Origin of the sequence: uncultured Thermanaerothrix sp. (assembly GCF_938028735.1) — a bacterium.
GTDB lineage: Bacteria > Chloroflexota > Anaerolineae > Anaerolineales > Anaerolineaceae > Thermanaerothrix.
The window spans coordinates 1-22,281 of the sequence record NZ_CALIMF010000032.1; the positions used below are offsets into that span (position 1 = coordinate 1).

Below are 22,281 nucleotides of genomic sequence, written 5' to 3' on the forward strand. Positions count from 1 at the left end.
GCCAGCAGGTACAGACGCGGATCCACCAGCGCCATGGCCACCAGTCCCTTCATGTCCCCGCCGGACAGCACCCCTGCCAGGGTGAGGATGACCGTGACCCCCGCCAGCACCCAGGGCAGCCAGCCGCCGGGGTCAAGCGCCCGCCAGCCGAACGCCAGCACCACCGCAGGCAGCGTCAGTCCGTCCGGCACTTCCCGCCGGCGCAGGTCGAGGAGAGCACAAACTACAAGCCAAAGCAGAACTGCTATCCGGGAAATCACAATAACCGGCATATCGACCCTTTCACAAAATTCCTTGACTTTGGTACGCCAATGGCGTATAATCTCATCATAATCACTCAATTCGTGCGTCTGAAAACCACCATGCACTTCATTGAAACCTCCGTCTTTACCCGTCGTATCCTGGAATTACTGAGCGATGACGAATACCGAGAATTGCAATTTTTTCTGAGCATTAGACCGGATGCAGGTGACATCATACCGGGAAGCGGTGGATTGCGCAAAGTGCGATGGCGGAGTGGTACAACTGGAAAACGCAGCGGCATTCGGCTGATCTATTACTGGTTTGTTCATCAAGAGACCATATTGCTTTTGTTCGCTTTCCGAAAAAATGAACGTTCCGATCTAACCCCAGAACAGATTCGAATCCTGCGCCGAATTGTCGAGGAGGAATACCATGAATAACGAAACTTTTACTGAATTACTCTCCAGCGTGCAGGAAGGGGCTGACATTCTTCGAGGACGACGCCCTCCTTCTCGCGTTTTTGACATTAACTTCCAGGACGTCAAGGCGATCCGTGAGGGCCTAGGGCTTTCTCAACATCAATTCGCTACCTTGTTAGGTATAAGCATAGATACTCTGCAAAACTGGGAACAAAACCGCCGTAAACCCCGTGGCGCTGCCAGAACGCTGCTTCTCATTGCCGCCAAACATCCCGAAACCATCCTGGATATTCTAAAGTCCTCTTGATACCTCACGGAAATACCGCCTCTCTTGCCGGTATTTCCGTTGCGCTCCCAGAACAGGTTGAGGGCGGGACCGGGGTCGTGCTTGCCCTGCACGCGGTAGTGTCCCACCACGTGCTCCGCATCCACGGGAAAGCCCCAGCGGCGGGCAATCTCCTCCACCAGGCGCTTGAGCGCCTGCCGCTGCACCCTTAGATCCGTCCTCCCACTAGCCAACCCCCGTTGGCAGAGAGAGCAGTTGCGTTCGCCCCAGGCATTGTCGATCGGCAAAGCAAACACCTGTACTTTCTACCCGTCCCGCCTCCACACATTTAGGGCCTCATTCGCCGGCGCTATCCAGGGCGGTAAAAGCGGTCAAGTCAGGGTTACTGCGGTACTCATCCAGCAGGATTTGCGCCGCCAGTTCCATCTGACGGCGCTGACGCTCCCGCAGGGCAAAGCGGATCAGCTCCCGAGCGACCTCGGGAAGGGACTTACCCTCCTCACGGGCGATCTGCGCCAATCGTTCATGCTGCCGTCTTTTGAGAAGAATCTGCACGCGGTACAAATTCATGACCCATCTAATTATGCACACCTATCACATGTGTCAATAGGTTGCGTCTATTCTGTTTACCACCTCTTGGCAAACATTACGCCATTTCTTTGGGCAAATTGACTTGGATCACGCCTTTTAGGCGTTCCAACTGCTCCCGATCACGGGTCACGAGGACCGATCCGAAACGTAGCGCTACTGCGCCATACACAGCATCCGCTCCGCGCAGTTTACATCGCCCGGCAAGTTCAACGGCGACCTGAGCAGTGGTTTCATCCAGCGATATAAACACCTGATGGGGCAAATCTTTCACACTCTGCACAAAGCGCACGACATTCTCGCTTTTCTCCCCACCCCTCGCCAACACCGCAGCCAGCTCAGGAAGCAATAGAGTGGGTGAAATCATCGGCTCACGGGTTTGGCGAATTTTCTCCAAAAACGCCAAACTATCCTGGCTATTTTCTTCCCCTGGTTGGAAAGCGTTGAGCCACACGCTGGCATCCACGGTCACCGGGCTCATCCTCTCACCTCATCTAGCAGTTCTTCTGTAGTCCGAGAGGTGTTCCACTCCAGAAGACGACCTGTGCGATACAAGGTCTCCCAAGCATCTGGCTTTGGTGGTTCAGGCGCCGGCTCTATAGGAATAATCAGCGCCACAGGACGCCCGCGAATGGACACCACATAGCGCACTCCCTGCTGAACATTGCGGACAATTTCCCCTGCCTTGGCTTTGAGCGTTCGGATCCCTACGTATTCGGGCATCACAACCTCCGTAAATATAAAGTAGTCTCTTTCGAGACTACTTTATATCGAGATAGCATATTTGTCAAGCAACTCCTCCCTACTTTTCCGGCCAAAAGTAGCTCAAATCACCTGCTTTCGCCTGCTGGGCCAGGGTGCGCAGGTCGGTAGCGCGCCCAGGAATGCCCATGTCTTCAAGGCGCCGCACCATCCACTTGCGGGTTTCGGGGGTGGGAACCATCAGATTGACCTGATGCATTCGCTCCCACTTGTCGAAATTGTTGCCGGAACGGGTTTGCACCTCGGCATGGTAGAACCAACCTTCGGGGTCGGTCAGTTTCAGATCGGGCTGAAACTAGGGTGTTGCCTGCAGGTCGAACGGCACAACCTCCGCCTTCCACCCCCGCAGGCAGGCCTGATAGGCTGCCAGCAGCACCAGGGCGGCATGGTGCCCTTGTGTCTCCCCCTGGTCCAGCTGCAGGATTTTCTCCCAATCGCTTTCAATCAGCTCTGTTCCCAACGCTTGAACCCACTGTTTGCTGTATTGTATTAACAACCGCAACACACGCAGCCTAAACGCCCCACTTGGCAGTTTGAGCGTGTAATTTTTGACAATATCATGTGCCATCTGCTCACTGACAAAGGTCTAGTAGACCAATCGGTGCAGCGAATAGGCTTTCGGGCTGACACCTGTCCTCTTCAACAGCAGCCAAAGCAAATCCAGTGCCGTGGATACGCCCGTCTCCGCTAAAAAACGAAAATCGGCATTCATGCTTTATGATGTAATCAAAATGACTATCCCCCTCCACAAAACTTATAGCGACTGTTCCAGCGCCCCCGGCGGGGCTCGAACCCGCAACCTCTGGATTCGAAGTCCATTACTCTATCCAATTGAGCTACGGGGGCGTTTGTTCCTATTATACCGCAATCACTCAAGGCAAGTGCAACACCGCTTGCGCCGCCAGATTCAAGACCTGCACTGGCACCACACTGAGTAATACCACCGCTGCCGCTGTACCAATCGTCACTAGGTTCAACCACCCATCGCGCCGCACCTTAGGCTCGCCTGGACGCATATACATGATCACCACCACCCGCAGGTAGTAATACGCCGAGATTACCGAGGTCAGTAACCCAATGATAGCCAGATCCACGTATCCTGCTGCCACCGCCGTGCGGAAGAGGAAAAATTTGCCCCAGAATCCCAGCGTCAGAGGTACACCCGTCAGTGAGAGCATGAAAATCAGCATCGTCACACCCAACCAGGGGTATTTAGGTCCCAACCCAGCATAATCTTCCAGCGCCAACCCGCGTCCCTCAGCCTGCTCCAACGCTACCACCACCGCCCAGGCACCAAAGGTGGTCAGCCCATAGGCCAGAAGGTAAAAGAGCATGGAGGACACAGCTTGCCCCGCCACCTGAGCGTTACCATAGGGCACAAACGCCATCAATAAATAGCCCGCATTGGCAATGCTCGAATAAGCCAGTAACCGTTTGATATTCGATTGCGCCAGAGCGAGTAAATTTCCCACGATCATCGTCAGCGCCGCAACGCCCCAAAAAACCGGGGTCAGGCTGGCGGCAAAGCCGGGGAAGAGGTTCAGAAAAACGCGCATCAAGACGGCAAAGCCCGCCGCCTTGGTTGCCACCGCCATGAAACTGGTCACTGGCGTGGGCGAACCCTGATAGACATCCGGCGCCCACTCGTGGAAGGGTACTGCTGCCACCTTAAAACCAAACCCCACCAGCAACATCACCGCCCCGGCGGTCAGAAAGCCAATCTCGGCGCTACCATTGCGCACGGCCTCAATGATGCCCCCAAAACTGGCACTAGATGTTGCGCCAAAAATAAGTGCAATACCGTACAGTACAAAGGCTGAAGAGAAAGCCCCCAACAGGAAATACTTCAGCGCCGCCTCCTCGGACTCAAGCCGGGGGCGCGCAAACCCAGCCAACACGTACAGTGGAATAGAAAGAAACTCCACAGCCAGAAAGACAAGGATTAGGTGATTCGCCTGCGTCAGCAACATCATGCCGGCCACGGAAAAAAGGAGCAGCGCATAAAACTCACCCCGTTCAATCTCCATCCGTTTGAGGTAGTCATACCCCAACGCCAGGGCAATCAAACCGCTAACCAGGTAGAGCGCATTGAGGAAAACCGCAAAGTTATCCAACACTACCATATCCCCAAACGCACGACCGCTTCGCCCGCTTTGAGCCAGATCCAAGCCCAAAGCAACGGCCAACCCCAACGCCGCAAACAGCGCCAGAAGTCCCCGCCGTTCACGCGGCAGCCACAAATCTACCAGCAAGAGCACCAACGCCCATCCGAGAATAAAAGCAATCGGGAGCACCATCATCAGATCGCTAAGGCTCATGTTGTCCTCCTAGTGGGCGGCCAGGGCCACCGATTGCACCAGCGCCACCAACCGCTCGGCACTGGGATTAATTAAGTCAAGGAAGGGTTGAGGATACAAACCAATCCAAAAGACAAGCAGGATGATCGGCGCCAGGGTCAGAATCTCGCGCCTATTCAAATCTGGCAACCGGGCATTTTCCTCATGACGCACTGGGCCTAGAAACACCTTTTCGAACATGGTTAGTAAATAGATGGCTGCCAGAATCACCCCAAACGTTGCTAGGCCGGCGAACCAGGGCGTCACCAGCACCGCAGAACGGAACGCTCCCAAGAGGATGGTGAACTCACCCACAAAGCCGTTCAGGCCCGGCAAACCCAGCGAGGAGAGCGTGATGATCAGCGAAAGGGCTCCCAGCACCGGCATGACTTTCCAAATACCACCAAAGGCGCTCATCTGGCGTGTATGGCGACGTTCATAAAGCATTCCCACAATCAAGAACAGCGCCCCCGTACTCAAACCATGATTGACCATCTGCAGCACCGCACCTGAAAGCCCTTGTGCCGTCAGGGCAAATGTTCCCAGCACCACGAAACCAAGATGGCTTACCGATGAGTAGGCCACCAGTTTCTTCACATCTTGCTGGGCAAAAGCCACCGCTGCCCCATACAAAATCCCCACTACCGCTAGGGCCGCCACCCATGGCGCCAGTTGCAGTGTGGCTTGCGGGAAAAGTGGCAGGTTAAAACGCAGAAAGCCGTATGCCCCCATCTTCAGCAGAATCCCCGCCAGGATCACCGAGCCGGCAGTGGGGGCTTCCACATGGGCATCTGGCAACCAGGTGTGTAACGGGAACATCGGCACTTTGATCGCAAACGCCAGACCAAAGGCCAGGAAAAGCCACAACTGCGCTGCCGCAAAAACCTCACGCTGCTGAAGCAAGGCATCCCAGGCAAAGGTGCGCGTCTGTAGTCCCAAATACAGGATGCCGAGCAACATTAAGACCGAGCCAAACATGGTGAACAGGAAGAATTTCACCGCAGCGTAAATGCGCCGCTCACCCCCCCACACGCCGATTAGGAAAATCATTGGCACCAGGGTGAATTCCCAGAAAACATAAAATAGCACCAGGTCCAGCGCCAGAAAGACCCCCAGCATGCCGCTTTCCAGCAGGAGAAAGAAAAGCATAAACCCCTTCACGCCCTCTTCTACCGCACTCCAGGTGGAAAGGATGGCGATGGGAGTGAGAAAAGCCGTCAGGAGAACCAGAAGCAGGCTGAGGCCGTCCACGCCTAGGTAGAACTCAATCGTGAAATCGCCAACGCGCACCCAGGGCTGACGTACCACCTGTTGCAGAGCAGGGTTCCCAACCTGAAACTGGGCCAACATTCCCAGTGCCGCACCAAAAGTAGTCAGGGAGGTAAGTAACGCCACCCAGCGCAGGGCATTCTTGGCCCTGGCGGGAATGAATAGTAGGATGAAAAACCCCACCAGAGGGAGTGCGATCAGCCAAACCAGCCAACTAATGCCCAAAGTCATGCTCATACCTCGTTCCTACGGAATTGGCGTGTGCCCACCCGCTCATCGCAAGAGCAAATAGGCCACAATCAGCACCACCCCGACCACAAAGGTTAGGGCGTAAGAGCGGACATAGCCATTTTGCCACTTCCGCCACCACAGCGCGATCTGCCGAGCCGCCTGACCCACTCCATTAACAATCCCATCTATCACGCCCAGATCCACCACCTGGGCCAGCGCCTGGGCCAGCACCTGGTAGGGACGCACAAAGAGGGCATGATAGGCTTCATCCACCCACCACTTGCGTTCTAGGGCATGGTAAACCCCATCCAATATTCGTGCCAGGGGGTCTGTCTCCTGCGGGCTGGATAAGGGACGCTGCCCGTAGAGCCACCACGCCGTTCCCAGGCCCACCAGCGCAACCGCCAGCGACGAGACCGCCACCGTCCACTGGAAGGGAATCGCCTCCACCGTATGTAACGTGTGCTCCAACCAGTGCTCCAGGGCATACACCCCCGGTGCATTGATCAAACCACCCACCCCAGAAAGCCCCGCCAGCACCACCAGCGGAACCGTCACAATGGGTGCGCTCTCGGTGGCCTTCTCCGCTGCCTCGCTGCGGGGGGATCCAAAGAACACCAGCACCAATTGTCGCCCCATGTAGAGCGCCGTCAACAGTGCCGAGAAGAGCAAAATGCCAAAGACGGCCGGAAACTTCAAACTGGCGGCAGCGAGGATTTCATCTTTAGAGAAGAAGCCGGCCAAGGGTGCTACGCCTGCCAGCGCCAGCGCGCCGATCAGATAAACCCAAAAAGTGAGCGGCATACGCTGACGCAAGCCCCCCATGTAACGCATATCCTGAGGATCCAACTCAATCTGATGATGGTGTCCGGCCTCATGGCCACGCTCCATACCCAGAATGACCGAACCCGCGGAGAGGAAGAGAAGCGCCTTAAAGAAGGCGTGCGTGACCAAGTGGAACATTCCTGCCACAGCGGCCCCCATTCCAACCGCTGCCACCATAAATCCCAGTTGGCTGATGGTGGAATAGGCCAGCACACGCTTGATATCATACTGCCCCAGCGCAATGGTGGCTGCCAGCAAAGCCGTTAACCCACCCACCCAGGTAACAGTGCTTTGCGCCAGGGGCACCTCCAAATAGAGCGCCTGCGAACGCGCCACCAAATACACCCCCGCGGTGACCATGGTCGCCGCATGGATCAGTGCCGAAACTGGCGTGGGGCCAGCCATGGCATCCGGCAACCACACATACAACGGAATCTGGGCTGACTTACCCGTCACCCCCAGCAACATGAACAGGGTTATCGCGGTCAACACCCCCGGTGCCACCTGCGCCAGGTAGGATGCCTGACCAAACACCGCGTCAAAGTCCAAACTGCCGAAATTAATAAAGATCAGAAAAAGTGCAATCAACAAGCCAAAATCGCCAATCCGGTTGACCACAAAGGCTTTCTTCGCCGCCAGAGCGTTGCCAATCCCGCCGGCGCCCTTTTCAAACCAAAAGCCAATCAACAAATATGAGCACAGGCCCACGCCTTCCCAGCCCACAAAGAGCATAAGGAAATTGTTGGCGCTGACCAGAATCATCATCGCAGCAATGAAAAGATTCAGGAAGACGAAGAAACGGCGGAAACGGCGCGGGTCACCGTTGTGGCGCACATCCTCGTGCATGTAGCCGATGGAGTAAATATGGATCAAGGCGCCAACCCCGGCCACCACCAGCATCATCACCACTGAGAGGGTATCCACCCGGAAGGCCCAATCCACGCGGAAATCGCCGATGTGAATCCAGGTCAAAAGAGGCACCACCGCACCCTCAGGATGACGACTCAGCCCCACGGCCAGAGCAACCGCCACCCCAAACGCCCCAGCAGTCGCCAGGCTAGCGATCCAGCCAACGACTTTCTCGCTCCACCGCTCCCCCAAAAGCAGGTTCAGCAGGATACCCGCGACCGGCAGAAATACCACCCCCGGCGCCAGGCGGAACAAAGGTTCGGTCACGCTCATCACCTCCATGTGCATGGGCGGTTCATCCTTTCAACTCACTCATTTGATCAATATCCACCGAGTGCTTGGTGCGGAAAATGGCTATGATCAGCGCCAACCCAATGGCCACCTCGGCAGCCGCCGTGGTAATGACAAAGAAGACGAAAATCTCCCCATCCAACACCTTGTGAAACGCCGCAAACGCTACAAAGGCCAGGTTGGCCGCATTGAACATCAACTCCAGCGCCATAAAGACAACCAGCGGGTTGCGGCGCAATAGCACCCCCAAGATGCCAATCGTAAACATGAATGCCGAAAGACCCAGATAATACATCAGAGGCATAGCATCACTCCTTTCGCTCGCCAGTCTGGGCATGCCGTCCCAATCCCTTCCCCCTCACCGGGGTATCCAGGCGGGCCAGGAAAATCGCGCCGACCACCGCGATCAGCAACAAAAAACCGGTGATCTCAAAAGGCAACAGATATTTTTCAATCAACATACGTCCCACAACCACTGGGCTCTCAAATCCAAAACCAATCTCGGCAGCCCACTGAGGAGCGCTCGTGCGCAGGTAGAAGAAAGCACCTGCCTCAAGCAAAAACAGCACCCCCGCCAGCAAGCCAATCCAGCGCTGCCCGCGTAAAGGCTCTTGAACAGGAAGTTGCTCAGCCCCCAATAGCATGATCACAAACACGAAAAGCACCATGATCGAACCGGCGTAGATTGCCACCTGTGCAAACGAGATGAACGGAGCGCCCAAAATCAGGTACAATACTCCCACTGCAATAAAATTGAGCACCAGAAAAAGCGCCGCATAGATGGCGTTCCGACTAACTAGCATACCAATGGCCGACCCGGCCACAACCAGACCTAAAACAGCGAAGATAATCAGCGTTCCTAATGCCATTCAACCTCCCTAATCGGCGGGGTCTTGCATGATCGGGATCGAGCGCGTATAAACACCCGGCTCGACCTTCTGCGGAGTAGGCTTACCACCCTCCGGCACCGGCTCTAGCAGCATCTCTTTGGTGTAAATGGACTGATGGCGGTCGGTGAAAGTAAGCTCGTAATTGTCGGTCAGCACAATCGCCTCGGTGGGGCAAGCATCCTCGCAGAAACCGCAGAAGATACAGCGCAACATGTTGATCTCGTAGACCCGGGCATAGCGCTCACCTGGCGAATAGCGCTCGTCGTCAGTATTCTCTGCCGCCTCAACGAAGATTGCATCCGAAGGGCAGGCAGCTGCACACAAAGCGCAACCAATGCAGCGCTCCAGCCCGTTCTCGTAGCGGCGCAAGATATGCCGCCCGCGGAAACGCGCTCGCACCGGGCGCTTAACTTCCGGATATTGAATGGTGACCGGCTTCTCGGTCATCGAGCGAAGGGTTTCCAACAAACCTTTAAGCATGGCTCATCCTCCCACCAAGACCACCACAAAGGCGGTCACTACAGCGTTCAGCAACCCCAAAGGGAACATGACCTTCCATCCTAACTGCATTAAGCGATCGTAACGAATACGGGGCAGTGTGGCACGCAACCAGATCAGCACAAACAACCACACCGCAACTTTCAGAAACAGATATACTGGGCCCAACCAGGGGAAGCGGTCCACAAATGGCCCCATGTACCCCCCCAAGAAGAGGGAGGCACCAATCATCGCCACCGCAATCATCTTGATGTATTCGGCCATGAAGAAGAGGGCAAATTTCATCCCCGAATATTCAGCGTGATAACCTGCCGTCAATTCCTGCTCGGCCTCGGGCATGTCAAACGGAGCGCGGTTGACCTCGGCCAGGGAAGCCAGAAAGTACAGCAAGAACGCCGCCGGCTGAAGCACCACAAACCACAGGTGTTTTTGGGCGTTGATAATATCCATGAGACTTAACGAACCGGCCAGTAGAACAGGCCCCACAAACGAGAGTCCCAACGCCAGTTCATAACTGATCATCTGCGCTGCCGAACGCAACCCGCCTAACAATGCATACTTGTTGTTCGAGGCCCAACCCGCCAGCACAATTCCATAGACCGAGATGGACGCCACGGCTAGGATGTACAGAAGTCCTACGTTGATATCCGTAAGGTAAAGGCGAATCGCGCGCCCACCGATGACGACTGTATCTCCCCAGGGCACCACCGCTGTGATGACCAGGGAGGGTAAAACCGTAATGATAGGGGCGAGGAAGAAAAGCACCTTATCCGCGCCAGCCGGGGTCAATTCCTCCTTAAAAATCAACTTAATCCCATCTGCCACCGGCTGGAGCAGCCCAAACGGGCCGGCGCGATTGGGCCCAATGCGCACCTGAATACGCGCAATGACCCGGCGCTCGTACAGGGTCGCATAAGCAAACCCGCCCGTCAGTACTAACACAATAATTAGCGATTTGATCACCCACTCCCAAAACAAGCCAGCGTCCATGCGATCTCCTTAGGTTCAGGGTTGAGGTTCAAGCACAGCGCGCTGCGCGCGTACCCACAGGGGTTGACGCAGCGGCACACCAGTGCTGCGCGGCACCAAACCCGCTCCTACCGGAACATTGGCCTCAACGTAAACGGTCAGAATCTCAGACCACTCGCCCGCATTCACTTCCACACGCTCACCCGTCTGCACTCCCAACCGAGCTGCCGTTGCCGGTGCCAGGTAAAGGGCTGAACGGGCCATGCGCCGCTGAAGCAAATGGGAAGGCACCAAGGTCTGTCCCTGGTCATAAAGACGCGTCACTGGCACCAGATAGAGCGCATCTTCGGATGGCACTGGCGCCGCCTCAACCGCGGGCCACTCGCTTGATTCTGGGACTACGCTCACCCGCGCCAGGCGCACCCCTAAGCCCTGGGCGTTCTCATAAACCGTCCCCCCGTAATATAAATCCCCGCGCCCGACCAGCGGCCATTGTTCCACCACCTCCGCCAGGCGTGCATAAGAGAGCCCCGCAAAGGCCGGCAACGCCTGAGCCAACGCTTCAAACACGCGACTCGCCGAACGACCCGTAAGCGCGATCCCCAAGCGTTCGGCTACCTGGGCAACGATCATAAAATCAGCGCGAGTATCCTCAAATTCCGGCACGGCCGGATAGAACCGTTGTACCCGTCGTTCCCCTGAAGTCCACGTACCCTCGCGCTCTGTAAACGCCTGCACCGGGAAGACCACATCCGCCCGCCGCGCCGTCTCGGTCAGGAACAGGTCTTGTACAATGACAAACCCCGCCTTATCCAGAGCGCGCGCCAGGGCTGGATCATCTCCTGCCGGATCGGCAGCCGCGACCCATACCACATCGGCGTTACTCAGGGTCTCATCAAGCCGCGCATCCGGGCGGAAGCCTATCTCCCAGGCCCCCTGAGTATTTGCATGCGGCCAAACCGCCACTAACCCACTCAAGGGTCGCTCGGCCTGCCCGTTTTGTACCAGCAGATGGGCCAGTATAGCCGCCAGGGACTCGGAGGCTTCCAGCGTCAACCCCTCGTGACCGAAAAAGATCACCAGGTTGGTGGCCTTCGCCAGCGCTTGGGCTTCGGGGGACGCCCCAACCTGCAGAGATCGCACTTTCTCCAACGTCTCGGCATAGGCATAGCGCACCACGTGCGTAGCGTAGCGCTCCAGTTTGGTCGGACGGGCATTGGCCACAATTAGTGTTGCGCCACGCTCGGCAGCCTGTTTGACCCGCAGCCACCATAGGGGGGCTTCCTCATGCAGGTCGGTCGCCACCACCAGGATGGCATCACCCTTGCCCAGTTCCGCCAAATTTGCATCCCCGCTCAGCCCGAAGCGTCGAACGTAATCCCCGCCCCCCATCGTGGTGTAAAGCACGGCTCGCCCCTGACGGGCCGTCACCAATCGCTGTAAATTAAAGAGGTCCTCATTGCTAAGGCGGCCCCCCGCCAGTGCCACCACCCCCGGACGCTCGCGCAGTCCCGCGGCGGCCACATCCAGGGCTTCCTCCCAGGTTGCCGGCTGCAATTGGCCATTCTTGCGTACCAAGGGTTGGCGCAGGCGTTCTGGGCTTTCCGTGTAATGATACCCAAAACGCCCTTTGTCGCAAATCCAGATCTCATTCACCCATTCGTTCTGCCGCGGCATCACGCGTTTGATCACCTCACGCCCGCCCGCCGCCGCCTCACGGCGCACGTTGAAGGTGATATTGCATCCCACCGGGCAGTGAGGGCAGATGGAAGCACTGGGGAGCATCTCCCAGGGACGTGCTCCAAACCGAAAATCGGCTGTAGTGAGTGCTCCCACCGGGCAAATGTCGGTGGTATTCCCCGAGAAATACGAAGCAAAACCGGGCTCGGAGAAGGTTACAATTTGCAAGGCCCGACCACGCTGGCTGAAAGCAATCACCGGATCATCGGCCACGTTGGTCTGGAAGCGCACGCACCGCCCGCACAAGATACAGCGCTCACGATCCAGGTAAATCAACTCGCCCAGCGGCACATGCTTAGCCAGGTGCATTTTATCTTCGTATTGAAAGCGCGACTCTCCCGGCCCGTAAGCCATGGTCAGGTTCTGCAACGGACATTCTCCACCCTTATCGCAAATTGGGCAATCGAGCGGGTGCGAGGTGAGGAGAAACTCGATAATTCCCCGGCGGGCTTCTGCCACTCCTTGGGTTTGAGTGCGTACAACCATGCCTTCACTGACTGGCGTAGTGCAGGCAGTTTCTAGTTTGGGCCCGAACTGAATTTTCGGTGTGCCGTCGGCTTCCAGGATGGGTTGCCCGGTGGCGCGATCCATCACGGGTCGCCCCACTTCCACCAGGCACATGCGGCACATTCCCACCGGTTCCATCTTGGGGTGATAGCAAAAGACTGGAATATCAATCCCCGCCTTTTTAGCAGCATCCACAATCAGCATTCCCTGCGGGACGCTGATCACCTGGCCATCAATGGTGAGGGTGACCATCTTACCCATAAATCGGCTCCTTCGTCACAACGGCTTCAAAATCGGCCCGGAAGCGGTCAATGCTGGAGACCACGGCTAGTGTGGAAAACTCACCCAGCGCGCACAAGCACTTGCCTTGCATCTGGCGTGCTACCTGGTAGAGCAAATCCACCTCGCGGAGGCTGGCCTGACCACGCATAATCCGCTCGGCCAGGCGGTTCATCCAGTAGGTGCCCTCACGGCAGGGCGTGCACTTACCGCACGACTCGTGTTTGAAGAAATTGACCGTCTTCTGCGTCAACCACGCCATATTGACCGAATCGTCCAGCACAATCACCGAAGCCGAGCCCAGTGAGCCGCCGAATTTATTCAACGATTCATAATCCATTGGGGTATCCAACACACTTTCGTCCATCGGGATCAATACCGAGGACGCCCCAGCCGTCATCACTGCTTTAAGGGTGCGCCCCTCCGGCACCCCTCCGCCATGCTCAAAGATCAACTGGCGGAAGGTGACCCCGAACGGGAGTTCGTAGTTGCCCGGCTGGTTAACACAGCCCGAAAGGCTGAAAACTTTGGTGCCGGGGCTCTTATCCGTACCATAATTGTGATACCAGGCCGGCCCATTGAGCACAATCAGCGGGACGTTTGCCAACGTCTCCACATTATTGACCACCGTGGGTCGGTTGTACAACCCCGCCGTAGCCGGGAAAGGCGGACGCAAGCGCGGCTGGCCCAGTTTGCCTTCTAGTGACTCCAGCAGCGCCGTTTCTTCACCACAAATATACGCCCCTGCCCCCAGGTGGGTGTATAGGCGGAGCGAGTAATCTGTGCCAAAGAGGTGTTCACCCAGCAAGCCGGCTTGCTCCAATTCGGCGATCTTTTGATCCAACCACTTTGCAATGTGCCAATATTCGCCCCGAATGTAGATATAGGCTACATTAGCCTGCACTGCATAGGAGGCAATCATCAACCCTTCCAGAAATTGGAAGGGGTTAGATTCCATGATCTCACGATCCTTGAAAGTACCCGGCTCAGATTCATCCGCGTTGGCCACCACATAATGTGGCCACAGATCATTGGGGAGGAATGACCACTTTAGACCTGTCGGGAAGCCCGCTCCACCGCGCCCACGCAACCCCGAATCCTTGACCATCTGGATGACCTGCGCAGGCTGCAACTCCGTGACGGCTTTCCTGAACGCCGCAAATCCCTGATGCTCCAGGTATACTGGTAGGCGCTCCAGACCTGGGATGGCGCGGTGGCGTAGAATGAGATACTCGCTCATGCCGTGCCCTCCTTCTCTTGCTGGGCTTTCTGTCGTAAGGCCTCAATGACTGCCAACGCCGTTTCCAGAGTCTGATTCTCATGAAAGACAATTTCCCCGTCCCCTTGCACCTGAAAGACCGGCGCCCGATGGCAGGCCCCAATGCACTTCACCTCTTCAATAGTGAACAGACCATCTGGCGTAACCTGACCCACTTCAATCCCCAGCGCCTGACAAAGCGCCTTCAGAAAGTCTTCCGCGCCGCGCAGGGCACAGGGCAGATCGGTGCAAACCTGAATGTGATAGCGCCCATGCGGCTGGTCATAGTAAAGCGTGTAAAAACCCACAATGGAGGCCACATCCGTGATCGAGATTTCCAGAATCTCGGCAATTTCGGCCATGGCCTGCGCTGTCACATAGCCCGCTTCGCGCTGAGCCAGGTACAGCAGGGGCATAACCGCTGAGCGCTTGTGTTCCGGCGGATATTTGGCCAAGATGGCCCGGATTTCATCGGCGTATTTGGTGAGTAGCGTGTTCACCGGTCACAATCTCCCAAGACAATGTCAATGCTGCCAATGATTCCCACCACATCGGCGATGAAGTGATTCCGGGTGAGGAGGGGCATGATTTGCAGGTTGGCAAAGGATGGCGTCACATAGTGCACCCGATAAGGTTTGGGACCACCATCGCCTTCCAGAAAGACGCCCAGTTCTCCACGCGGACTTTCAATAGCCGCATAAACCGATTCTTTGGGCGCCATAAATCCTTCGGTCCACAATTTGAAATGATGGATTACCGCCTCCATGCTCACACCCAGTTCGGAGCGTGGTGGCGGCACAAATTTGCGGTTGTTACTACGCACCGGACCATAGGGCAACTTATCCAGCGCTTGGCGGATGATGCGCAACGATTGCCGCATTTCCTCTACACGCACCCGGTAGCGCGAGTAGACATCTCCATCGGACTGGGTTGGAACATCAAACTCATACTGCTCATACCCACTGTAAGGGCGTACCTTACGCAGGTCATACTTCAGACCCGCAGCCCGCGCAACCGGCCCCGAGATGCCCCACTGAACGCATTCCTCTGCCGTGATCACACCAATACCACGCGTGCGATCCAGGAAGAGTTCATTGGTGGTTAACAGCCGTTCGTACTCATCAATGCGTCGCGGCATGACCTCCAGAACCCGGCGCACCGCCGCCTCAAACTCCACCGGCACGTCCCGCCACAGTCCACCTGGACGGACGTAGGTGGTCATCATGCGCTGCCCGGAACACATTTCAAAAATATCCAGGATCATCTCACGTTCGCGCATGGTATAGAGAAAGGTGGACATCGCCGCCAGATCCAGTGAACTCGTGCCCAGCCAAAGCAAATGCGAAGCGATACGGGTCAACTCGGCCAGGATGACCCGAATCGCCTGGGCACGCGGCGGCACGTCCAGCCCCACCAGCTTCTCCACTGCCAAGCAGTAAACCAGGTTATTGCCAATGGGGTTGAGGTAGTCCAACCGATCGGTCATCACCTCGGCTTTCTGGTAGGTTTTGGCTTCCATGTTCTTCTCGACACCCGTGTGCAGAAAGCCAACATCGGGGATGCAATTCACCACAATCTCACCATCCAGTTCCAGCAGCAGGCGCAGTACCCCATGTGTACTCGGGTGCTGAGGACCCATGTTCAACAACATGGTCTCGCCCGTCAGAGCGCGTTCTGAAACCAGATGGCGCAACTCATCCACAGAAACTTCGCGTAACGTCACCATAGCCGGCTCCACCTTTAAGACTTGGCATACGGCTTGCGGCGGTCAATCTCTTCCGCATTGAAGGAGAACTGCACCTCTTCGTAACCCAGCGGATAGTCCTTACGCAGGGGGTGTCCTTGCCAGTCCGCTGGCATCAGGATGCGCCGCAAATCAGAATGTCCATCAAAGACAATCCCAAACATATCCCAGATTTCGCGCTCTTTCCAGTTGGCATTCGGGAAGACCTTCTCCATCGTTTCCAGGTGCGGGGCATTGCCGTTGAGCGGCACTCGCAGGCGCAAAATCAAGTTGTGCGGCATGGAATAGAGATGATAAACCACGTGAAAGCGCGGAGTCTGCTGCGGCCAGTAGTCCACTGCCGTCTCATCAATCAGCACGTTAAACCCAAAGGTCTCTTTCAGCGTCTGGGCAGCCTCGAGGATGTTTTCGGGAGGGATGATCAGCGTAACCTCATCCCGAAAGCGATGCTCACTGGCACCAAAACGCTCCTTAATGACCCGTACCGCTTCTTCCAGAATCTCGGTGTTTGCCTTTGCCATCGCCTCGACCTCGTCCTTGCAACTCTCTGAATCGGCGCTCCCATGGTTGGATGCATACGGGAGCCAATGAGTTAGGCGCTCTACATTAAGCCCACTTGGTCAGTTTTTCTTTTTGCACTTTATCGTGCAGGGTCAGAATGCCGTGGATCAGCCCTTCAGGGCGTGGGGGGCAACCCGCCACGTACACATCCACCGGAACTACCTCATCCACGCCTTGCACAATCGCGTAATTATTGAAAATCCCGCCACAAGAGGCGCAATCACCCATGGCGATCACCCACTTGGGCTCGGGCATTTGATCGTAGAGCAGGCGCAATACTGGGGCCATCTTGCGGGAGACACGTCCAGCTACAATCATTAGGTCAGACTGGCGCGGGCTGGCGCGCATCAGTTCCATCCCAAAACGGCTCAAATCATAACTGGAAGCCTGGGCCGCCATCATCTCAATAGCACAGCAAGCCAGCCCGAACAACATCGGCCACATTGAGCGCGTACGCGCCCAATTGACCATTTGCTCCAGGGTGGTGGTCACCACCCCCATTTGAGCGGTTTTTTGCTCTAGTCCCATTCCAGCGCTCCTTTCTTCCACGCATACACGTGGGCTACCTCTAAAACTACCAGGAACACCAGCATCGCCAGCAGGCCCAGCCACCCCAGTTGTCGAGCGGCCGCCGCCCAAAAGATCACAAAGATCACTTCCACATCAAAGAGAATAAAAAGGACGGCCACGAGATAAAACCGAATGGGAACCCGCCGCCGTCCTGGCCCATAAGGCACAATACCCGATTCATAAGGAGCGGCTTTCCGAGGCGTTGGCCGCCGTGGGCCAAACAGCATTCCCAGCAGAATCGCGATCAGCGCAACCGCAAACCCAACAACCAGAATAACAAATAGGGGGAGATAATCTTGAAGCATGAGCGGTCCTCACGACAGAAGATGTCTATCTGACCGGCACAATCTTGCCCTAGTATATCACAAGTGCATTCTGGTGGCAATTTTCACAAAACGATTGTACAAAGATCACCCATAAAGTCTTTTTTGTCTAGACATTTTACCGCTCCAGTGCATAGATATACACCCCCGCACGCCGGTAGATTGGTACTACACCCGCACACTGATTGAGCGCTGCCGGTTGCAAACTACCCCTTCCCTCCCGGACATACGCGTATGTCAGTTCAGCTTCTTCCACCAGCGCCCAAAATGCCGCATCACAATCCTTCAACTGCGCTGCCTGTGCCGCCCAGTGATTAATACGTGCAGCTTCCACCGCATCCCCCCAGGCATATAACACGGGTGGTAACAGGCTGGCACGCCCAGCGTAGGGGAGCAGCCAGTAACCCCCATCCACGCCCCGGTAGGTATCCCCCTGCCAGGGGGTGACGTTAATGAAGAAGCGCGCCTCCTCCGAAAGATTCGCACGCACCCAGTCTAGGGCCATCTTATCTGCTGCGTTAGCCAGTTGCGTGACTGGGTTGATGATCGTGCGTGTGGACCAAGCGCCCCAGCCCAGAACTCCTAGAGCAAGCAGCACCCCCACCCCCTGGCCCACCCGTTGCCAGATCGGAGAAGGCAGTTGTCGCACCAGCCAGTTCCACACACTCACCCCACCATCTGCTAGACAGAGGGCTGCCGGAAGAAAGAGCACTATCGCCATATGATCCGGGCGAAAAGGCCCCAAACGTACCCCCCACGGCAGCATCAGCAGAACCAATACCAGCCCCCACCCCGCCAAGAGGCGGCTATGTGCGCGGGTCAGTCCATAGATACTCGCCAAACCTGCCAGCACCATCAAGATATGATTATGGCGCGGCCCCAGCAAATCCAGGATATAGCGAAAATAACCCATTTGTGAGGCATCCAGGGGCGAAACGACGCGTACCGAAGCCTGTGCGCCCAAATGCCATACCACGCGCCATAACCAGGGCAACGCCAGTCCACCCCCTAATCCCAAGCCCAGCACAACCGCTCCCAACGGCAAGACCTGCTGCGCCCGCGCTGCGTGGTCCGAAAGTCGCCAGAACCCCCATCCTTTAAGGAAAAGCAGGACGCCCCCAAACAGGATGAGCAACAGCAACGCCGTGTAATGGGAGAGAGCCACACCCGCTGTGAGCACGCCCAAGCGCACAAATGCCTCCACCGATTGGGGGCGACGCCAAAGGTCTAGTGCCGCTGCCATGGCCAGGGGCAACATGATCAAGCCGGTTAGAAGTGTGTAGCGTCCCCAGACCAAGTAATAGGCGGGCATCTGAAAGGCAAATCCCACCAGGAGCGCGGCCAATCCGGCCCGCCAGGGATCTCCCCACACCCCCTTGCCAAGCCGATAAACCGAAAGCGCTACCAGGGCATTCAGAACTTGCCCCAACCACAACACGGCTTGCGCCGCCTCTAGATGGCTGAGGCGGGCAAACCAAGCCGTAACCAGATGAAAACCGTAATGATAGGAGAAGAAAGTGGAAATCTCGGGCTGCAGGGTTGCCGGAATACCCCCTACCTCCATGATTTTACGCACAATAAAAACGTGGTGGACCGAATCCACCCATGCCGGAAAAACCATTCCTCGCGCCTGGTAGAAGCGCCACATCACCACCCCGAACAACGCGCCCGCACCTCCCACCCCCCAAATCACGGCCTGGCGCGAGATATGCCCGCCCACGCGCCCGCAGCGCCACGCCAGCCCCCCCAAAGCCAGCAGGGCCAGTACTGCATACGCAACCCGTAGATCACCCGTGGTCAGGGGCACTCCTAACGTAAAGAGTAATAACCCCCCCAGCGCCGTCAACGCCACCGAAAGCCCCACCGCCTCAGCCAGTTGCTCCAGCCCATCCTGATCGGAAGAGGCGCGCCAGGCCACCCAGACCGCTCCCGGCACGCCGAGCACTCCCAGAGCAGCCAGGATCAGAAGAGCGAGAGGTGGGTTAATCACGTGTTGAAAGCCCCTTGATGTGCCGTTAATCTAACGGGGTTATTATAATAGGTGAGGCGCATTTCCTGTCATCCCACCCACGTTGTTGATCCGCAACCCAGCTCCACCCGGTAAAGGAGTCAAGATGGTTTCATCCTATCTCTCCGCTGCTCGCGAAGGACGTCATGAGACTTGGCGTTATATCGCCACTCTGGCCTTGGTGATCTGGCTTTTCATCAGCGTTTCTTTCGGGGCCAGCCTGGTGGCCGTAATCCTGACCGGCACTACCGACCTCAACGCTTTTCCCCCGTTGTTACTGCTGATACTCGCCATGCTGCCGTTTCCTCTGGGCGGCCTCCTGGGGCTGGTGATCGGCTTGCGTCTTTTTCATCGGCGCTCCCTGCTCTCGCTCATCAACCCCGCGGGGCGCGTACGCTGGGCCTTCCTCTGGCGCTCCTTCGGTCTGTGGCTGCTCCTATGCGCATTGAGCGACCTCATTTTGTGGCTCATCAATCCCACCAATTACACTTGGGCAGCCGATTGGTCACGCTTTTTACCTTACGCCCTCCTGGCCATCCTGCTCATTCCCTTTCAGACCAGCACCGAGGAACTGATCTTTCGTGGCTACTTAACCCAGTGGATTGGACGCTCCCGCCTGGGCTTTTGGGCCGCTTTGGTTCTTCCCAACCTCATTTTTGCCCTTTTGCATGGGTTAAACCCTGAAGTTCAGACGTATGGGGCCTGGTTGACTCTGCCGCTCTACTTCGGCATCGGTCTGGTCCTCTCCTGGGTCACCCTCCAAAGCGGAGGGTTGGAGTACGCGCTGGGCATGCACGCCGCCAACAACTTTTATGCGGCATTGTTGGTCACCTTCCCAGCCTCCGCCCTGCCTTCGCCAGCGCTGGTCTATATGCGCAAGTATGACCCGGTCATTGGATTAATATCCTTTATCATAATGGCCTCCGTTTATCTGTTCATCCTTTCCCGGCGCTCTGACATTTCCATTCAAACGACAGAGTCCACCCACACAGGGAGGGCAAAATGACACTGCGTCAAATGCGTCTCGTTCTATGGCTCGCTGTGCTAGTTGGAATTGCGGCATTAGTAAGCGCGCCCCAGGATGAGGCCAGGGCACGTTCTTACTATGCCGAGCGTTACGATGTCTCATTGCAAATCCTGGCTGATAACCGCATCCAGGTTGAAGAAGTGGTGACCTTTCGCTTCGAAGGGGGGCCTTACACCTATGCCTTTCGTCAACTAAGCCTGGATCAACTAGAAGGGGTTGAGATCCAGGGCGCCACACTTGATGGTCTGCGCCTACCTGAAGGTAATCAACCCAACCAGGTCGAGATCAAGCGTAGCGCCAACCCCATCGAGATCACCTGGCATTTTCCACCCACCCAGGAGGCTACCCGCACGATTGGCCTGCAGTACCAGGTTCATGGACACATTCACCTGCGCGATAATGCCGAGGGAATCTTCTGGCAAGCCATTCCCGAAGAACATGAATATGTTATCCGCCAGGCCCAAATCAGCGTGCGCTACCCTTCTCATTTGACCCCTGCCGAAACACCCCAGTTGCGTGGAGCCCAGTACACCACCACCCACACCCGCGGCGAATTTGTCTTCATTGCCCAAGATATCCCCGCCAACCAGGGAATCACCATCGAGATGCTGTTTCCTCGCGGCAGCCTGATCGCCCAACCGCCAGATTGGCAGGCGCGGCTTTTGGCACGGGGCGCTCAGGCCCGCCAGATGGCCCCCTGGGCTATTGGCTTGGGGCTGCTGGTGGGCATTGTGGCGCTGGTGATACTTTGGCAGTACCGTCGCCAACACGAACGCACCCCAATACTCATCCCACCAGGGATTGTCACCAATCCACCCGATAGTCTTACCCCGGCTCAGGCTGCCTTTTTGCTCAATCCCACGGCAGCCACCCCCGCTCAGGTAGCCGCCACTCTGGTGCATCTGGCCCAGAAGGGCTGGCTACGCCTGGAAGCCATTCATGGGGGACGGGGGCTCTTCAAAAGTCGGGATTACACCTTGCAGCGCGTACGCGATGCAGGGGCCCTGAAAGAGCATGAGCAGGTGCTCTTCCAGGGGCTCTTTACCACCCGCCAGGGATTGCAATCCTCTGTGCGGCTGAGCACCCTGGGTAGCAAACTCCCCCGGCTCATTTTCCCTTTCAAGCAGGCACTGACCCGTGAATTACTTGGATTGGGCCTCCTAGATACCCGGTACTTGGGCGAACGCCAGCGCCTGAGTACCCTAACCACCTTGACCTTCCTGCTTGAAATCCCCTTGCTGATCCTGAGTTTGATTCTGGTCCTGAGCAGTGATGTCCTGGTCGGTGTAGGTACGCTGGGATTGGGGTTGGCTGGTGGATTGATGATGGCCGGGGTAGCCATGATTTTCTTCACCTATGGTTGGCCACTGCTCACCCCCCAGGGCGAGACCCACGCGGCGCGCTGGAAGGGTTTCAAACACTACCTGGATAATCTGATCAAGCAGCACAGCGGGCTGCAGAGGGAGTGGCTGGAAGCCTACCTGCCCTATGCCGTGGCGTTTGGGAGCGGACTCCAATGGGTCGAAGCATTTCGCGATCAGGGCTTTGCTGCCACCATCTCTTGGTTGCTGACCCCCGCGGGCGCGGGTAGCATGGATGATCTGATCGGGGCCATTGCTACAACCAGCGTGGTCACTTCTGCTGGGGCTGATGGTGGCGCAGGAGGAGACGGTGGCGGAGGGGGTGCTAGCGGGGCAGGCTAGCCCCACTTAAGAAAACTGTAAACCTGAACCGTCCGGCAGCCGAGG

Annotated in this window: 25 protein-coding genes and 1 tRNA gene; 4 read left to right on the plus strand and 22 right to left on the minus strand. The window is 56.8% G+C overall.

All coding sequences use genetic code 11. The features are described 5' to 3' along the window. Positions 1-368 (minus strand): A24 family peptidase (locus Q0721_RS11905; RefSeq protein WP_299030272.1); only part of this gene is annotated, 368 nt, incomplete at its 3' end. On the opposite strand from Q0721_RS11905, the gene Q0721_RS11910 reads away from it, so the two are divergent. Together Q0721_RS11910 and nadS are read left to right on the plus strand one after the other, a co-directional pair. Then, entirely contained in the window at positions 363-683 is a 321-nt protein-coding gene (locus Q0721_RS11910) for a hypothetical protein (RefSeq protein WP_299030275.1), read from the plus strand. The two genes, Q0721_RS11905 and Q0721_RS11910, sit on opposite strands and share 6 nt — an antisense overlap. Continuing rightward, the gene (nadS, locus tag Q0721_RS11915; RefSeq protein WP_299030278.1) at positions 676-969 is read left to right on the plus strand and encodes a NadS family protein; all 294 of its coding nucleotides are present in this window, start codon (positions 676-678) and stop codon (positions 967-969) included. Before Q0721_RS11910 ends, nadS begins: the two co-directional genes overlap by 8 nt. 315 nt (positions 970-1,284) lie before the next feature. Here nadS and Q0721_RS11920 read toward each other — a convergent pair whose 3' ends face one another. From Q0721_RS11920 to Q0721_RS12020, 21 genes are all read right to left on the minus strand, one after another. Next, positions 1,285-1,518 (minus strand): hypothetical protein, encoded by a 234-nt coding sequence (locus Q0721_RS11920; protein ID WP_299030282.1) that lies wholly within the window; start codon positions 1,516-1,518, stop codon positions 1,285-1,287. A 76-nt stretch (positions 1,519-1,594) separates the two neighbouring features. Further along, complete coding sequence (locus Q0721_RS11925; protein WP_299030285.1) at positions 1,595-2,017, minus strand: type II toxin-antitoxin system VapC family toxin; 423 nt, start codon at positions 2,015-2,017, stop codon at positions 1,595-1,597. Beyond that, on the minus strand, positions 2,014-2,259 hold the full coding sequence (locus Q0721_RS11930; RefSeq protein WP_299030288.1) for a type II toxin-antitoxin system prevent-host-death family antitoxin: 246 nt from the start codon (positions 2,257-2,259) through the stop codon (positions 2,014-2,016). The genes Q0721_RS11925 and Q0721_RS11930 overlap by 4 nt, the downstream gene beginning before the upstream one ends. Positions 2,260-2,338: 79 nt before the next feature. Next, complete coding sequence (locus Q0721_RS11935) at positions 2,339-2,497, minus strand: hypothetical protein (protein ID WP_299030291.1); 159 nt, start codon at positions 2,495-2,497, stop codon at positions 2,339-2,341. A 96-nt stretch (positions 2,498-2,593) separates the two neighbouring features. Beyond that, complete coding sequence (locus tag Q0721_RS11940) at positions 2,594-2,866, minus strand: hypothetical protein (RefSeq protein WP_299030294.1); 273 nt, start codon at positions 2,864-2,866, stop codon at positions 2,594-2,596. A gap of 204 nt (positions 2,867-3,070) precedes the next feature. Continuing rightward, a tRNA-Arg gene (locus Q0721_RS11945) sits at positions 3,071-3,144 on the minus strand. Positions 3,145-3,170: 26 nt separating this feature from the next. Beyond that, on the minus strand, positions 3,171-4,616 hold the full coding sequence (locus Q0721_RS11950; protein WP_299030296.1) for an NADH-quinone oxidoreductase subunit N: 1,446 nt from the start codon (positions 4,614-4,616) through the stop codon (positions 3,171-3,173). Positions 4,617-4,625: 9 nt separating this feature from the next. Next, positions 4,626-6,140 (minus strand): NADH-quinone oxidoreductase subunit M, encoded by a 1,515-nt coding sequence (locus Q0721_RS11955; RefSeq protein WP_299030299.1) that lies wholly within the window; start codon positions 6,138-6,140, stop codon positions 4,626-4,628. 36 nt (positions 6,141-6,176) lie between these two features. Next, positions 6,177-8,135: an NADH-quinone oxidoreductase subunit L gene (gene nuoL, locus Q0721_RS11960; protein WP_299030302.1), complete on the minus strand. Its 1,959-nt coding sequence runs from the start codon at positions 8,133-8,135 to the stop codon at positions 6,177-6,179. A 28-nt stretch (positions 8,136-8,163) separates the two neighbouring features. Beyond that, positions 8,164-8,463 (minus strand): NADH-quinone oxidoreductase subunit NuoK, encoded by a 300-nt coding sequence (gene nuoK, locus Q0721_RS11965; RefSeq protein WP_054521902.1) that lies wholly within the window; start codon positions 8,461-8,463, stop codon positions 8,164-8,166. Positions 8,464-8,467: 4 nt separating this feature from the next. Next, complete coding sequence (locus tag Q0721_RS11970; protein ID WP_299030310.1) at positions 8,468-9,028, minus strand: NADH-quinone oxidoreductase subunit J; 561 nt, start codon at positions 9,026-9,028, stop codon at positions 8,468-8,470. Positions 9,029-9,037: 9 nt separating this feature from the next. After that, a complete protein-coding gene (nuoI, locus tag Q0721_RS11975) occupies positions 9,038-9,529 on the minus strand; it encodes an NADH-quinone oxidoreductase subunit NuoI (RefSeq protein ID WP_299030314.1) in 492 nt (163 codons plus the stop codon). Positions 9,530-9,532: 3 nt separating this feature from the next. After that, positions 9,533-10,537, minus strand: a complete 1,005-nt coding sequence (gene nuoH / locus Q0721_RS11980) for an NADH-quinone oxidoreductase subunit NuoH (protein ID WP_299030317.1) — start codon at positions 10,535-10,537, stop codon at positions 9,533-9,535. A 15-nt stretch (positions 10,538-10,552) separates the two neighbouring features. After that, positions 10,553-13,024, minus strand: a complete 2,472-nt coding sequence (gene nuoG, locus Q0721_RS11985; RefSeq protein WP_299030320.1) for an NADH-quinone oxidoreductase subunit NuoG — start codon at positions 13,022-13,024, stop codon at positions 10,553-10,555. Next, positions 13,017-14,282 carry an NADH-quinone oxidoreductase subunit NuoF gene (nuoF, locus tag Q0721_RS11990; RefSeq protein ID WP_299030323.1) on the minus strand — a complete coding sequence of 422 codons (1,266 nt, stop codon included), beginning with the start codon at positions 14,280-14,282 and terminating at the stop codon, positions 13,017-13,019. Before nuoF ends, nuoG begins: the two co-directional genes overlap by 8 nt. Next, positions 14,279-14,800 (minus strand): NAD(P)H-dependent oxidoreductase subunit E, encoded by a 522-nt coding sequence (locus Q0721_RS11995; protein WP_299030326.1) that lies wholly within the window; start codon positions 14,798-14,800, stop codon positions 14,279-14,281. Before Q0721_RS11995 ends, nuoF begins: the two co-directional genes overlap by 4 nt. Further along, on the minus strand, positions 14,797-16,026 hold the full coding sequence (gene nuoD / locus Q0721_RS12000; RefSeq protein WP_299030329.1) for an NADH dehydrogenase (quinone) subunit D: 1,230 nt from the start codon (positions 16,024-16,026) through the stop codon (positions 14,797-14,799). Before nuoD ends, Q0721_RS11995 begins: the two co-directional genes overlap by 4 nt. A 14-nt stretch (positions 16,027-16,040) precedes the next feature. Then, entirely contained in the window at positions 16,041-16,565 is a 525-nt protein-coding gene (locus Q0721_RS12005) for an NADH-quinone oxidoreductase subunit C (RefSeq protein WP_299030331.1), read from the minus strand. Positions 16,566-16,650: 85 nt separating this feature from the next. Further along, a complete protein-coding gene (locus Q0721_RS12010; protein ID WP_299030334.1) occupies positions 16,651-17,133 on the minus strand; it encodes an NADH-quinone oxidoreductase subunit B in 483 nt (160 codons plus the stop codon). After that, positions 17,124-17,480 (minus strand): NADH-quinone oxidoreductase subunit A, encoded by a 357-nt coding sequence (locus tag Q0721_RS12015; RefSeq protein WP_299030337.1) that lies wholly within the window; start codon positions 17,478-17,480, stop codon positions 17,124-17,126. The genes Q0721_RS12010 and Q0721_RS12015 overlap by 10 nt, the downstream gene beginning before the upstream one ends. A 136-nt stretch (positions 17,481-17,616) precedes the next feature. Beyond that, entirely contained in the window at positions 17,617-19,488 is a 1,872-nt protein-coding gene (locus Q0721_RS12020) for a hypothetical protein (protein ID WP_299030340.1), read from the minus strand. A 124-nt stretch (positions 19,489-19,612) separates the two neighbouring features. On the opposite strand from Q0721_RS12020, the gene Q0721_RS12025 reads away from it, so the two are divergent. Both Q0721_RS12025 and Q0721_RS12030 read left to right on the plus strand, forming a co-directional pair. Beyond that, positions 19,613-20,512, plus strand: coding sequence for a type II CAAX endopeptidase family protein (locus tag Q0721_RS12025; protein WP_299030343.1), 900 nt, complete (start codon positions 19,613-19,615; stop codon positions 20,510-20,512). Next, the gene (locus Q0721_RS12030) at positions 20,509-22,236 is read left to right on the plus strand and encodes a DUF2207 domain-containing protein (RefSeq protein WP_299030344.1); all 1,728 of its coding nucleotides are present in this window, start codon (positions 20,509-20,511) and stop codon (positions 22,234-22,236) included. Before Q0721_RS12025 ends, Q0721_RS12030 begins: the two co-directional genes overlap by 4 nt. The last annotated feature ends 45 nt before the right edge of the window (positions 22,237-22,281 follow it).